13 protein-coding genes are annotated in these 13,463 nt (G+C 68.3%); 8 read left to right on the forward strand and 5 right to left on the reverse strand.

Features of this window, described 5'->3' with window-relative positions:
- The first annotated feature begins 8 nt into the window (after positions 1–8).
- The 8 genes from BU28_RS0103615 to BU28_RS0103650 all read left to right on the forward strand — a co-directional run bounded on the left by BU28_RS0103615 (position 9) and on the right by BU28_RS0103650 (position 7,525).
- Positions 9–1,190 carry a molybdopterin molybdotransferase MoeA gene (locus BU28_RS0103615; RefSeq protein ID WP_028718238.1) on the forward strand — a complete coding sequence of 394 codons (1,182 nt, stop codon included), beginning with the start codon at positions 9–11 and terminating at the stop codon, positions 1,188–1,190.
- Between the two features lie 103 nt (positions 1,191–1,293).
- A complete protein-coding gene (lexA, locus tag BU28_RS0103620; protein WP_028718239.1) occupies positions 1,294–1,989 on the forward strand; it encodes a transcriptional repressor LexA in 696 nt (231 codons plus the stop codon).
- A gap of 120 nt (positions 1,990–2,109) precedes the next feature.
- Positions 2,110–3,267, forward strand: coding sequence for a D-alanyl-D-alanine carboxypeptidase family protein (locus BU28_RS0103625; protein ID WP_028718240.1), 1,158 nt, complete (start codon positions 2,110–2,112; stop codon positions 3,265–3,267).
- Positions 3,268–3,275: 8 nt separating this feature from the next.
- Complete coding sequence (tmk, locus tag BU28_RS0103630) at positions 3,276–3,875, forward strand: dTMP kinase (protein WP_036761837.1); 600 nt, start codon at positions 3,276–3,278, stop codon at positions 3,873–3,875.
- Entirely contained in the window at positions 3,872–4,951 is a 1,080-nt protein-coding gene (locus BU28_RS0103635; RefSeq protein ID WP_028718242.1) for a DNA polymerase III subunit delta', read from the forward strand. Before tmk ends, BU28_RS0103635 begins: the two co-directional genes overlap by 4 nt.
- Before the next feature lie 21 nt (positions 4,952–4,972).
- Entirely contained in the window at positions 4,973–5,773 is an 801-nt protein-coding gene (locus tag BU28_RS0103640) for a TatD family hydrolase (protein WP_028718243.1), read from the forward strand.
- Positions 5,770–6,579 carry an MBL fold metallo-hydrolase gene (locus BU28_RS0103645; protein WP_028718244.1) on the forward strand — a complete coding sequence of 270 codons (810 nt, stop codon included), beginning with the start codon at positions 5,770–5,772 and terminating at the stop codon, positions 6,577–6,579. The genes BU28_RS0103640 and BU28_RS0103645 overlap by 4 nt, the downstream gene beginning before the upstream one ends.
- A 1-nt stretch (position 6,580) precedes the next feature.
- Entirely contained in the window at positions 6,581–7,525 is a 945-nt protein-coding gene (locus BU28_RS0103650) for an AEC family transporter (protein ID WP_028718245.1), read from the forward strand.
- 72 nt (positions 7,526–7,597) lie between these two features.
- On the opposite strand, the gene BU28_RS0103655 is transcribed toward BU28_RS0103650, so the two are convergent.
- From BU28_RS0103655 to BU28_RS0103675, 5 genes are all read right to left on the reverse strand, one after another.
- Positions 7,598–8,551: an ABC transporter permease gene (locus BU28_RS0103655; RefSeq protein WP_028718246.1), complete on the reverse strand. Its 954-nt coding sequence runs from the start codon at positions 8,549–8,551 to the stop codon at positions 7,598–7,600.
- 5 nt (positions 8,552–8,556) lie between these two features.
- Positions 8,557–9,858: an ABC transporter permease gene (locus BU28_RS0103660; RefSeq protein WP_036761838.1), complete on the reverse strand. Its 1,302-nt coding sequence runs from the start codon at positions 9,856–9,858 to the stop codon at positions 8,557–8,559.
- Between the two features lie 67 nt (positions 9,859–9,925).
- Positions 9,926–11,008, reverse strand: a complete 1,083-nt coding sequence (locus BU28_RS0103665; protein ID WP_028718248.1) for an ABC transporter substrate-binding protein — start codon at positions 11,006–11,008, stop codon at positions 9,926–9,928.
- A 105-nt stretch (positions 11,009–11,113) separates the two neighbouring features.
- A complete protein-coding gene (locus BU28_RS0103670) occupies positions 11,114–12,196 on the reverse strand; it encodes an ABC transporter substrate-binding protein (protein WP_028718249.1) in 1,083 nt (360 codons plus the stop codon).
- Between the two features lie 28 nt (positions 12,197–12,224).
- A complete protein-coding gene (locus BU28_RS0103675) occupies positions 12,225–13,328 on the reverse strand; it encodes an ABC transporter ATP-binding protein (protein ID WP_028718250.1) in 1,104 nt (367 codons plus the stop codon).
- Positions 13,329–13,463 lie beyond the last annotated feature (135 nt).

Genomic DNA, 13,463 nt, shown 5'->3' on the forward strand with positions numbered 1-13,463 from the left:
GAGCCGGCATGATCAGCGTCGATGAAGCCCGGGCCCTGGTGCTGGCCCTTGCCCCCGCCCCGCAGGCCGAGGACATCCCCGTCGCCGAGGGGCTGGGGCGCGCCCTTCTCTCGCCCGCGGTCGCGGTCTTGACCCAGCCGCCGTTCGACGCCTCGGCCATGGACGGCTATGCGCTGCGCAGCGCCGACCTGCCGGGGCCGCTGGCGGTGGTCGGCACGGCGGCGGCTGGCGTGCCCTATGCGGGCGACACGCCCCCGGGCAGCGCGATCCGCATCTTTACGGGGGCGCCGGTGCCCGCCGGCTATGACCGCGTGGTGATGCAGGAGATCGTGACCCGAAACGGCGACCGCATCACCGTCGCGGATGCCGGAGAGAACCTGAACATCCGCCTGAAGGGAAACGATTTTTCGGAAGGCACGGCATTCCTGCCGGGGCGGGCGCTGCGTGCCTCGGACCTGGGGCTGATCGCGGCGATGAACGCCGCGCGCGTGACGGTCGCGCGCCGGCCCCGCGTCGCCATCCTGGCCGGCGGGGATGAGCTGGTCCCGCCGGGCACGACGCCAGCGCCGGGGCAGATCGTCAGTTCGAACGACATCGCCATCGCCGCGCTGGCCCGCGAGGCGGGGGCCGAGGTTCGGGTCCTGCCGCTGGCCCGCGACACCGAGGAGAGCCTGCGCGCCCGCTTTGCCGAAGCCGAGGGCTGCGACCTGGTCGTGACCATCGGCGGCGCGTCGGTCGGCGATCACGACCTGGTGGCGAAGGTCGCGGCGGACCTGGGGATGCAGCGCAGCTTCTACAAGCTGGCGATGCGGCCCGGCAAGCCGCTGATGGCCGGGCGGATCGCCCGCGCGGCGATGCTGGGCCTGCCGGGAAATCCTGTTTCGGCCGTGGTTTGCGCGAAGCTGTTCATGCAACCGCTGATCCGGGCGATGCAGGGCCTGCCGCCGGGCCCCAACCTGGCCCAGGCCGAACTGGCGCGCGACCTGCCCCCCGAGGGCGACCGCCAGCATTACCTGCGCGCGCGGCTTGCGCCGGGGGACGGGCTGCCGCTGGTCGACCCCTTCCTCGACCAGGACAGCGCCCGGCTGTGGCTGCTGGCGCAGGCCGACGCCCTGCTGGTCCGGCCGGCCCGCGACCCCGCCCGTCCCGCCGGTTCGCGCGTGACCATCCTGCCGCTGCACGCCGGTTAACCGCTTTTTTACCCGAATCGGCGAAAAGGTTGACGCAAGGACTTGAGTCCGCTAGAACATTCAATGAACATGATGGCGGTCGCGGCGAGGCAGGGACAAAACGATGCTGACAAAGAAGCAAATCCAACTGCTTGAATTCATTCAGGCGCGCATGGCCCGGGATGGGGTACCACCGTCCTTCGACGAAATGAAACTGGCGCTGGACCTGCGCTCGAAATCGGGAATTCATCGCCTCGTGACCGCCCTGGAAGAACGCGGCTTCATCCGCCGCCTGCCGCATCGCGCCCGTGCCCTGGAAATCGTCCGCCTGCCCGACAGCCTCAGCAAGGGCTCGGGCTTTCAGCCCCGCGTGATCGACGGGGACGCGCGCGCCGCCGCGCCCCTGCCCCGCGGCGCGATGCCGATCTCGGTGTCGGCGGTGGACCTGCCGGTGATGGGCCGGATCGCCGCCGGCGTTCCGATCGAGGCGATCTCCGAGGTGTCGCACCACATCGCGGTGCCCGGCTCGATGCTGGCCGGGCAGGAGCGCCACTATGCGCTGGAGGTCAAGGGCGACTCGATGATCGAGGCCGGGATCAACGACGGCGACGTGGTGGTGATCCGCGAACAGGACACGGCCGAGAACGGCGACATCGTCGTGGCCCTGGTCGAGGGGCATGAGGCGACGCTGAAGCGCTATCGCCGCAAGGGCGGGATGATCGCGCTGGAGGCGGCGAACCCGGCCTATGAAACCCGCGTCCTGCCCGAGGACAAGGTCCGGGTGCAGGGTCGGCTGGTGGGGCTGATCCGCAGCTATTGACCCAGCCGCGCGGGCCGCAACCTGCGGTCGTTCAACAAGACGGGACATTCAGCCGACCGGCGTTGCGGCCCGGTCGGGGCTGGGGTAACGATGGGCAAAGCGAACTGCCAAGGACTGATCATGCGCGCTCTGACGTTTCGCATCTTTGCCCTGCTCATGCTGATGGCCCTGCCGGCGCGCGCCTTCGACACCAACGCCAGGGCGGCCTGGGTCTATGACATGTCGACGGGCACCGTGCTGATGGAAAAGAACGCCGACGAGCCGCTGCCCCCGGCCTCGATGTCCAAGCTGATGACCCTGACCATGCTGTTCGAGGCGCTGCGCGACGGACGGGTGGCGATGGACACGACCTTCCCGGTCTCGACCAAGGCCTGGCAGACCGGCGGATCGAAGATGTTCGTGGAACCCGCCGACCGTCCCACGGTCGAGGAACTGATCCACGGCATCATCATCAACTCGGGCAACGACGCCTGCGTGGTCGTGGCCGAGGGGCTGGCCGGCACCGAGGAGGCCTTTGCCCGGCAGATGACGGAACGGGCGCGGCAACTGGGCATGACCCAGTCGCATTTCGCCAATGCCTCGGGCTGGCCGCATCCCGACCATCGCATGTCGATGCGCGACCTGGGCCTGCTGGCCGAGCACCTGATCCGCGATTTTCCCGAGCTTTACAAGAACTTCGCCCTGACCGAATACAACTACAAGGGCCGCGTCCCCTCGAATTCCAACAACCGCAACCCGCTGCTGCACCTGGGGAACGGCGACTGGACGGCAGACGGGCTCAAGACCGGGCACACGCAGGAGGCGGGCTACGGGCTGGTCGGCTCGGCGGTGCAGCACGGACGGCGGATCATCTTTGTCATCACCGGCCTTCCCAGCGACCGCGCCCGGGCCGAGGAATCCGAGCGCATCGTGAACTGGGCCTATCGCCAGTTCACCATGCGCACCATCATCCCGCAGGGCGGGATCGTGGCGCATGCTCCGGTCTGGCTGGGCGAGAAAAGCCGCGTCGGCCTGACGACCGCGGACGGGGTCAAGGTGCTGTTGCCGGCGGGCGCGCAGGCAGGCGTCACCGCTGAGGCGGTGTTTCACGGCCCGGTCGAGGCGCCGATCAGCCGGGGCGACCGGCTGGGCGAGCTTGTCGTGACGATCCCCGGGACCGGCCAGTCCCGCCAGCCGCTGATCGCCGCCGAGGACGTGGGCCGCGCGGGGGTCATGGGCCGGCTGCAGAACGCGGCCACCCGGCTGGGCCAGCGCGCCTGGCAGGCCGCGCAGAACTGACCGCGGGAATGTTCATCAGCTTCGAAGGCATCGACGGCTCGGGCAAGTCCACCCAGGCGCACCTGCTGGCCGATCGCCTGCGCGCCCGGGGGCATGAGACCGTGTTGACCCGCGAACCTGGGGGCAGCGACGGGGCGGAACAGATCCGCGCGCTGCTGGTCGAGGGTGGCCAGGAGCGCTGGTCGCCCGAAACCGAACTGCTGCTGTTCAACGCCGCGCGCCGCGACCATGTGGAACGGCTGATCCAGCCCGCGCTCGATCGCGGGGCCTGGGTGGTCAGCGACCGCTTTGCCGATTCCAGCCGCGTCTATCAGGGCGTGGCGCGCGACGGCAACCGCCAGCTGGTCGAGGCGCTGCACTGCCTTGTCATCGGGATCGAACCCGACCTGACCTTCCTGATCGACATGGACCCTGCGGCCTCGCTGGCGCGGAGCAAGGCCCGGGGCGGGGCAGAGGATCGGTTCGAAAGCCTGGGGCTGGAATTCCAGCAGCGGCTGCGCGCGGGCTTTCTGGCACTCGCCCGGGAATACCCCGACCGCATCCGCGTCATCGACGGCGAGGGCCCCGAGGATGCGGTGGCCGCCCGCGTGCTGGCCGCCCTGCCATGACCGAGGACGCCCTGCCCGAATCCGACCGGGTGCCGGGTGCGCCCCATCCGCGCGAGGCCGCCGAGGTCATCGGCCAAGACGGCGCCGTGCGCGATTTTCTGGCGGCGGCCCAAGCGCAGCGGTTGCATCACGGCTGGCTTCTGACCGGCCCGCGCGGATCGGGCAAGGCGACCCTGGCCTGGGCCATCGCGAAATGGCTGATCGCAGGGGGTGCGCCGGACAGGCTGGCGGTGCCGCCCGAAACCTCTGCCGTGCGCCGCATCTGCGCGCTGTCCGAGCCGCGGCTGCACCTGGTCCGCCGCCCGGTCGACGAGCGGACCGGTCGCCTGCGGGCCGAGATCACCGTGGACGAGATCCGCAAGCTGCAGGGCTTTTTCCACCTTTCGGCCACTGACGGTGGACGCCGCGTCGCGATCATCGACGCCGCCGACGAACTGAACGCCGCCGCCGCCAACGCCCTGCTGAAGCAGCTCGAGGAGCCGCCGCAGGACGCCACGCTGCTGCTGGTGGCGCATCAGCCGGGCCGGCTTTTGCCGACCATCCGCTCGCGCTGCCGGGAATTGCGGCTGCAGCCGCTGCAACCGGCGGACATGGCCCGCGTGCTGGCGGGCCTGGGCGTCGCGGACGACGCCGAGCGGCTGGCCGCGCTGGCCGGCGGCTCGGCCGGCGAGGCGGTGCGGCTGGCCGGCCAGAACGGGCTGGCGCTGTATCAGCGCATCGTCGATCTGTTCGCGCAGCACCCCCGCATGGACCGCCGCGCCGCCGCGGCGCTGGCCGAAACCGCGGGCGCGCGCCCGGGGGCCGAGGGCGACCCGTTCGACCTGGTGGTGACGCTGCTCGACCGCTTCCTGACCCGGGCGGCCCGCACCGGCCTGATGGGCGCCCCCCTGCCCGAGGCCGCCGGGGCCGAGGCCGACGTGCTGACGCGGCTTGCGCCCGATCCCCGCGCCGCGCGCCTGTGGGCCGAGGCGCAGGCCGAGCTTTCGGCACGGGCGCGCATCGGGCGGGCGGTCAACCTTGACCCCGCCGCGCTGGTGATGGATATGCTGGTCGGGCTTGCGAACCAGCCCGCCTGAGCCGCGCCACACGGGATTCCGATGACCGACAGCCCTGCCCTGCCCGAGCTTGTGGACAGTCACTGCCACCTCGATTTTCCCGATTTCGACGGCGAGGCGGCGGCGCTGATCGCCCGTGCCCGCGCCGCCGGCGTGCGCCGCATGGTCACGATCTGCACCCGGCTGCGCAAGGAGCCCGCCGTGCGCGCGCTGGCCGAGGCGCATGCGGGGCTGTTCTATGCCGCCGGCACCCATCCCATGTATGCCGCCGAGGAGCCCCTGGTCGCCGTCGAGGAACTGGTCGTCCTGGCCCGTCACCCGAAGTTCGTCGGCATCGGCGAAACGGGGCTCGATTACCACTACACCGCCGAAAGCGCCGCCATCCAGGCCGAGAGCCTGCGCATCCATATCGAGGCCGCGCGCCGCACCGGCCTGCCGCTGATCGTCCATTCGCGCGACGCCGACGCCGACATGGCCCGCATCCTGACCGAGGAGCACCGGGTCGGCGCCTTCGACTGCGTGATGCATTGCTATACCAGCGGCCCCGATCTGGCGCGCACCGCGCTGGACCTGGGCTTTTACCTGTCGATGTCGGGCATCGCGGCCTTCCCGCGCTCGACCGAGATCCGCGAGATCTTTGCCGCGGCCCCCCGCGACCGCATCCTGGTCGAGACGGATGCGCCCTATCTGGCGCCCCCGCCCTTTCGCGGCAAGCGCAACGAACCGGCGCATGTGGTCCATACCGCCCGCGTCGGCGCCCAGACGCTTGGCCTGAGCGAGGCCGAGTTCGCCGCCCTGACGACCGCGAATTTCGACCGGCTGTTTGGCAAGGCCGCCGGATGACCGGGGGGTTCCGGGCCACCATCCTGGGCTGCGGGTCGTCGGGCGGGGTGCCACGCCTGGGCAATCGCTGGGGCGACTGCGATCCGGCCAATCCCCGGAACCGGCGGCGGCGCTGCGCGCTGCTGCTGGAACGCGAGGGCCCCCAGGGCACGACGCGGGTGCTGATCGATACGGGGCCCGACATGGTGCCGCAACTGCTGGACGCCGGGATCGGCGCGGTCGATGCGGTGGTCTATACCCATCCCCATGCCGACCATATCCACGGCATCGACGACCTGCGACAGCTGGCCTACAACATGGACCGCCGCATTCCCGTGCATGCCGATGCGCAGACCAGCGCGCAGCTTCTGGACCGCTTCGGCTATGTGTTCCACACACCCGAGGGCTCGTCCTATCCGCCGATCTGCACGCTGCTGCCGATCGAGGGCGCGTTTGCAGTCGAGGGTGCGGGCGGGCCGCTGCGCCTGCGGCCCTTCGAGGTCAGCCACGGCGACATTCCGGCACTGGGTTTCCGCATCGCGGCGCCGGCGGGCGGGCTGGTCTATCTGCCCGACGTGAAGTCCATCCCGGACGCCGCTTGGCCCGCCATCCAGGGGGCCGAGGTCTTTGTCTGCGACGGGCTGCGCTATCGCCCGCACCCGAGCCACGCCCATCTGGACCTGGCGGTGGAGTGGATCGCGCGCTCGGGCTGCCGGCGCGGCGTCATCACCAACATGCACATCGACCTGGATTACGACGCGGTGATGCGCCAGACCCCGCCGCATGTCATTCCCGCCCACGACGGGCTGGTGCTGGACCTGAGCTGACATGACGATCCTGTTCGACGTCATCCTGCCGGTCTTCATCGTGATCGGTTTCGGCTATGTCGTGGCCTGGCGCAGGATGTTCACCGAGGTCGCGGTGGACGGGCTGATGCGCTTTGCCCAGAACTTCGCCGTGCCGGTCCTGCTGTTCGCCAGCGTGGCCCGGCTGGACATGGCCGAGAACTTCAACCTGGGCATGTGGATCGCCTTCTATAGCGGAGCCTTCCTGTCCTATTTCATCGGCTGGGGGCTGGCGCTGTACTGGCTGAAGCGGCCGGGCACGGATGCGGTGGCCATCGGGTTCTGCTGCCTGTTCTCGAACTCGCTGCTGCTGGGCATCCCGATCATGGAGCGCGCCTATGGCGCCGAGGCGATCGCCGGCAACGTCGCGATCATCGCGATCCATTCGCCGCTGCTTTACACCTTCGGCATTACCATGATGGAGATCACCCGGGCGCGCGGGCAAAGCCTGGCGGTCAGCCAGATCGCCATGCGGGCGCTGTCGGGGGTGCTGCACACGCCGCTGATCATCGGCATCCTGTGCGGGGTAGCGATGAACCTGCTGACGCGCGCGGGGCTGATCATGCCCCAGGGGTTCTGGGCGGCGGTCGACATGATGGCGCGCGCCGCCCTGCCCGCCGCGCTGTTTGGCCTGGGCGGCGTCCTGCACCGCTACAAGCCCGAGGGCGACAGCACTGCCATCGCCATCTGCTGCCTGTGTTCGCTGGTCGTCCACCCGGTCACCACCTATGGGCTGGGGCTGCTGTTCCAGCTGCCGGCCGCGCCGATGCGCTCGGCCGTCATCACGGCCAGCATGGCGCCGGGGGTGAATGCCTATCTGTTCGCCTCGATCTACAATTCGGCGAAGCGGGTCGCGGCCTCGACGGTACTGGTCTCGACCGCGCTGTCGATCCTGACGATCTGGTTCTGGATCTCGGTCCTGCCCTGAGGACGCCTCCGGCGGGGGTATTTGGGAAACGGTGAAAGCCGCCCGCCCGAAGACAGGGGGGCGGCGTTTGCGTCAATGCGGGGTGACGCCCCGCAGCCGTTCCGAGCGGCGGCGCAGCATCTCGACCGTGGCGAGAAGCGCGATCGAGAAGATCACCAGGAGCGTCGCCACGGCGAGGATCGCGGGCGAGATCTGTTCGCGGATGCCGTTCCACATCTGGCGGGGGATGGTCTGCTGGTCGGGGCCGGCGATGAAGAGCACCGCCACCACCTCGTCGAAGGAGGTGACGAAGGCGAAGAGCGCGCCCGAGATCACGCCGGGCAGGATCAGCGGCATGATGATGCGGAAGAAGGTGGTGCGCGGGTTCGCCCCGAGGCTGGCCGCGGCCCGCGCAAGCGACTGGTCGAAGCCGATCAGCGTGGCCGTCACGGTGATGATGACGAAGGGGATGCCCAGCGTCGCATGGGCCAGGATCACCCCCAGATAGGTGCCGGCAAGCCGGCCGCAGCTGGGGTTGAGCCCGATCCAGGTCAGCGGCTCGCAGGGGTTCGAGTAGAAGAAGAACATGCCCGTCGCCGTGATGATGATCGGCACGATCATGGGCGAGATCAGCACCGCCATGATGAGCCGGCGATAGGGCATTTCAGGCCGCGACAGGCCGAGCGCGGCCAGCGTGCCCAGGACCGTCGCCAGGATCGTCGAGAAGAAGCCGATGATGATCGAGCTTTTCGCGGCCTGCACCCATTTCGCGTTCTGCCAGACATCGGCCCACCAGGCGAGGCCGCGCGGCCCGTCCGGCTGGGTCATGCCGAAGGTCAGCAGGCTGTCGTACCAGCGCATCGAATAGCCGCTGGGGTCGAAAGACAGCATCTTGTCGGTGAAGGTGAAATAGGGCTCGGCGTTGAAGCTGAGCGGGATCACCACCACGATGGGGGCGATCAGGAAGAAGAAGATCGCCGCGCAGATCGCGAGGTAGCAATAGTGCCAGGCTTTCTCCAGCGGCGAGGCATAGGTCGGAAGCGCCATGATGGTTATCCCAGCTTGAGGTTGTCGATGCCGACGAGGCGGTCATAGACCCAGTAGAGGATCAGCACGCCGCCCAGGAGCAGCGCGGCCAGCGCAGCGGCCATGGACCAGTTCAGCGTCTGCGTCATGTGCATCGCGATCATGTTGGAGATCAGCTGCCCGCTGGAGCCGCCGACCAGCGCGGGGGTGATGTAATAGCCCACCGCCAGGATGAAGACGAGAAGCGCCCCGGCCCCGAGCCCCGGCAGCGTCTGCGGGAAATAGATCCGGCGGAACGCGGTCCAGCTGGTCGCGCCCAGGGATCGCGCGGCCCGGACATAGCTGGGATTGATCGTGCGCATCACCGAATACAGCGGCAGGATCATGAAGGGCAGCAGGATATGCGTCATCGCGATGATGGTGCCGGTCTGGTTGAAGATCATCTGCAGCCGGTTGCCGTCGCCGATCACGCCCAGCCAGACCAGGATGTCGTTGACCACGCCCTGCTGCTGCAAGAGCACCATCCAGGCCGTGGTCCTGACCAGAAGCGAGGTCCAGAACGGCAGCAGCACCAGGATCATCAGCAGGTTCGATTTGCGCATCGGCAGCGTCGCCAGCAGATGCGCGATGGGAAAGCCCAGCAGGAAGGTCGTCGCGGTGATGACCAGCGACAGCCAGAAGGTGCGCAGGAACAGCATCAGATAGACGCGCTGCTGTTCGGGGGCCTGCACGATGTTGCCCTGGTCGTCGCGGGTGCGGTCCACCGCCGCCAGGTAGAAATTCGCGGTATAGGGCGTCGAGGCCTCGCGCATGACGGACCAGAGCCGGGGGTCGCCCCATTTCTGGTCCATGTCCAGGATGGTCTCGCGGTAGGGCGGCTCGAGCCCGCCGCGGGCCTTGCGCCCCGCCGAGGTGAAGAGCGAGCGCGTACCCGGCATGTCGTAGTTGATGCGGGTGCCGACGACGCCGATGGTGCGCGCCTCGGCAGCGGCGGAAAGATCGGCGGCGAGCGCCGCCCAGGCGGCATCGTCGGGCGCGGTGCCGCGGGGGTTGTCGTGGAACCAGGCCGAAAGCTGCGGCATGTTGGCCGAGAAGCCGTCGTTCTTGACCGAGCGTTGCAGCATCTGCCCGATCGGCACCACGAAGGTGACCAGGATGAACAGCAGCAGCGGCAGCACCAGCAGGAAGGCGCGCCGTCGCGCACGGCGCGAACTGCGCGCCAGCGCGCGGGCCAGCGGCTGCCCGTCATTGGTCGTCAGCGTCCCGCCCTGGTCGAGGCCGCCCGCCTCGGTCACTATGGCGGCATGGGGGTCAAGCGCGTTCGCCATCTTGGTCCTTACCTGCAATCGTCTTGTCGGAAGGCCGCCGCCCGGCACCCGGACGGCGGCGGGTGCGTCAGCCGGCGGCCAGCCAGCTGTTGAACCGTTCCGAGAGTTCGGCCGAATGGTCGGCCCAGAACTCCGGGTCGTCCATCACGGCGGTGGTCATGTGGTCGGGATTGGTCGGCATGTGCGGCGCCATCTCGGTCTTGCCATCCTGGTAAAGCCCGACCAGCGCCGCCGAGGATTTGCGCGCGGGGCCATAGGCGATCCATTTCGCCTGATCGGCCAGGCGCTGGGTGTCGGTGGCGAACTTCAGGTATTCCATCGCCGCCTCGGGGTTGGGCGCGCCCTTGGGAATGGCGAACATGTCCATGTCCATGTACTGCCCGTCCCAGATGATCTCGAAGGGCTTGCCCTCGGCCACCATGGCGTCGAAGAAGCGACCGTTGTAGCCGGTGGCCATCGTGACCTCGCCATCGGCGAGCAACTGCACCGGCTGGGCGCCGGCTTCCCACCAGACGACGTCCTTCTTGATGGTGTCGAGCTTCTTGAAGGCGCGGTCGACGCCTTCGGGGGTCGCCAGCGTCTCATAGATCTGGTCGGGCGCCACGCCGTCGGCGATCAGCGCCAGATAGAGCGTGCGCTTGGGCGCCTTGGGCAGGCCGCGCTTGCCGGGGAACTTGGCGGTGTCGAAGAAATCCGCCGCGGTCGAGGGCTTGGCATCCGTGAACTTGGTGCTGTCGAAGGCGATGACCGTGCCCCAGAAGATGTTGGCCACCGCGCAGTCCTGCAGGGCGCCGGGGATGAAGTCCTCGGACGCGGGGGTGCCGTCGGGCGCGGCCGGCAGGGTGGCCGGGTCGATTTCCATCAGCGCGCCTTCGTCGCACAGCCGGATCGCGTCCGAGGTCTCGATGTCGAACACGTCGCCGGTGATGTTGTTGGCCTCGACCTGCGCCTTCAGGGGCGTGGCGGGGTTGTCGGCGGCGATCATGTTGACCTTGATGCCGGTCTTTTCCTGGAAGGGCTTGTTATAGGCCTCGACCTGGGACTTCTCATACGAGCCGCCCCAGGAGACGACGTTGACTTCCTTGTTCTGGGCTTGTGCCGCAAAGGCCAGGCCGCACAGCGCCGAGGTCAGGATCAGGGTTCTTTTCATGATGTTGCTCCCGTTGGTTTTGTTCGGCGCATTGGCCGTTCTTGTTGGCATCGCCCGTGTCGGGATGCGACCGGGCCGGGGCCTTTGCCCCCGGCCCGGAAAGCCTCAGCTTGCCGCCAGCCAGGCGTTGAAGCGTTCCTGCAATTCGGCATCGTGATCGACCCAGAAGTCGAGGTTCGAGGCCAGGGCCGCCTTCATGTTCTCGGCATAGGTCGGCAGGTTCGGGCCCATCGGCACGTCGGTACCCTCGATGTTGCCGACCAGGGCGGCGGCCGATTTGCGCGGCGGGCCGTAGCTGATGAACTCGGCGGCGCGGGCCTGCTGTTCCGGCGCGGTCGAGAACGCGATGAATTCCTTGGCCGCCTCGAGGTTCGGCGCGCCCTTGGGCACCACCCAGCCCTCCATCTCATAGATCTGGCCGTCCCACAGGATCTTGAAGGGCTTCCCCTCTTTCTGGGCGGCGTCGAAGATCCGGCCGTTGAAGGCAAAGGCCATGCTGACCTCGCCATCGGCGAGCAGTTGCGGCGGCTGGGCGCCGGCTTCCCACCAGATCACGTCGTTCTTGATCTCGCCCAGCTTCTTGAAGGCGCGATCGACGCCTTCGGGCGTGCCCAGCACCTCGTAGACCTGATCGGCGGGCACACCGTCCGCCATCAGCGCCAGCTCCAGGTTGAACTTGGCGCCCTTGCGCATGGTGCGCTTGCCGGGGAATTTCGCGGTGTCGAAGAAATCGGCCGGGGTGGCGGGCTTGGCATCGGAGAACTTGCCGTCGTCATAGGCGATGATCATCGAATAGACGTCGGTGCCGACGAAGCAGTCCGTCACCGCGCCTTCGATGAAGTCGTCGGCCGCCGGGGTGCCATCCGCCGTGGGGACCAGGATCGAGGCGTCGATTTCCTCGAGCAGGCCTTCGTCGCACAGCCGCACGGCATCGGCATATTCGACCGAGGCCACGTCGGTGGTGACGTTGCCCGCCTCGACCTGGGCTTTCAGGGGCGTGGCGGGGTTGTCGGCATCCGCGACCGCGACCTTGATCCCGGTCTTGGCCTCGAAGGGCTTGGCATAGGCCTGCACATGGCTGTTGCCATAGGCCCCGCCCCAGGACAGCAGATTCAGCTGCTTGTCCTGGGCTTGCGCGGCCCCCGCGGCCAGCGCCAGCGCCGAGGTCAGGATGAGCGTGCGTTTCATCATAGCTCCTTGTCTTTCTGTCGAAATCTCAGACCGGGTCCAGGGCCCGGGCGTCCTCGGGGTGCCAGCCGATGCGGATCGACTGGCCGGGGTCCAGCTTGGTCTGGCCCAGCGTGTTGCGGTATTTCATCACGAAATCGTCCTGGCCCGCGACCTTCAGCCGCGCCCGCAGGATGTCGCCCATATAGACCACGTCGCGCACCTCGGCCTGCAGGGTGTGGGCGCCGGGGGGCATCAGGTCGGGCTTGAACTCGATCCGTTCGGGCCGGATCGAGACGGTGGTTTCCTGCCCCTTTTCGCGGATATTGACGGCGGTGGCGTCGATCAGGTCGCCATTGCCCAGCCGGACCAGCGCCTTGCTGCCCTCGAGCTGTTCGATGCGGCCGCGCAGCGCGTTGTTTTCGCCGATGAACCCGGCGACGAAGCTGTTTTCGGGCTGTTCGTACAACACCGGCGGCGGCGCAAGCTGCTGGATGCGCCCGTCGTTGAAGACGGCGATGCGGTCCGACATGGTCAGCGCCTCGCCCTGGTCGTGGGTGACATAGACCACGGTGATGCCCAGCCGGTCGTGCAGGGCCTTGATCTCGAACTGCATGTGCTCGCGCAGCTGCTTGTCGAGCGCCCCCAGCGGTTCGTCCATCAGCACGAGTTCGGGGTCGAAGACCAGCGCGCGGGCCAGGGCGATGCGCTGCTGCTGGCCGCCCGAAAGCTGGGCCGGCCGGCGGCTGGCGAACTTGGACATCTGCACCATGTCCAGCGCCCGCGCGACCCGGGTGGCGCGTTCAGCCGAATCCATGCCGCGGACCTCCAGCGGGAAGGACAGGTTCTCGCCTACCGTCATGTGGGGAAACAGGGCATAGTTCTGGAACACCATGCCAATGCCCCGCTTGTGGGGCGGCATGTCGTTGATGTTGCGGCCGTTCAGGCGAATCTCGCCATGCGTGGCGGTCTCGAAACCCGCCAGCATCATCAGGCAGGTGGTCTTGCCCGAACCGGACGGGCCAAGCATGGTCAGGAATTCGCCCTTGCCGATGGAAAGGTTCAGATCCTTTACCACAAGGGTCTGGCCATCATAGCTTTTCTGAACATGGTCGAAGACGACGAAGGCGTCGTTGCCGGCTGCGCTTGCCAAGTGCGGGGCTCCCTGTTTTCCGTGGTTCTTGTTTCCGCAAGGCAAGGTTATGCGGCGGCGGCCCGGTATTGCAACTGACATGTGCAGATGGTGGGCAGGCGGTCCGGCGCTGCCGCCATTCCGGGCAGAGCCCCG

The organism is Paracoccus yeei ATCC BAA-599, from assembly GCF_000622145.1.
Classification (GTDB): Bacteria; Pseudomonadota; Alphaproteobacteria; order Rhodobacterales; family Rhodobacteraceae; genus Paracoccus; species Paracoccus yeei.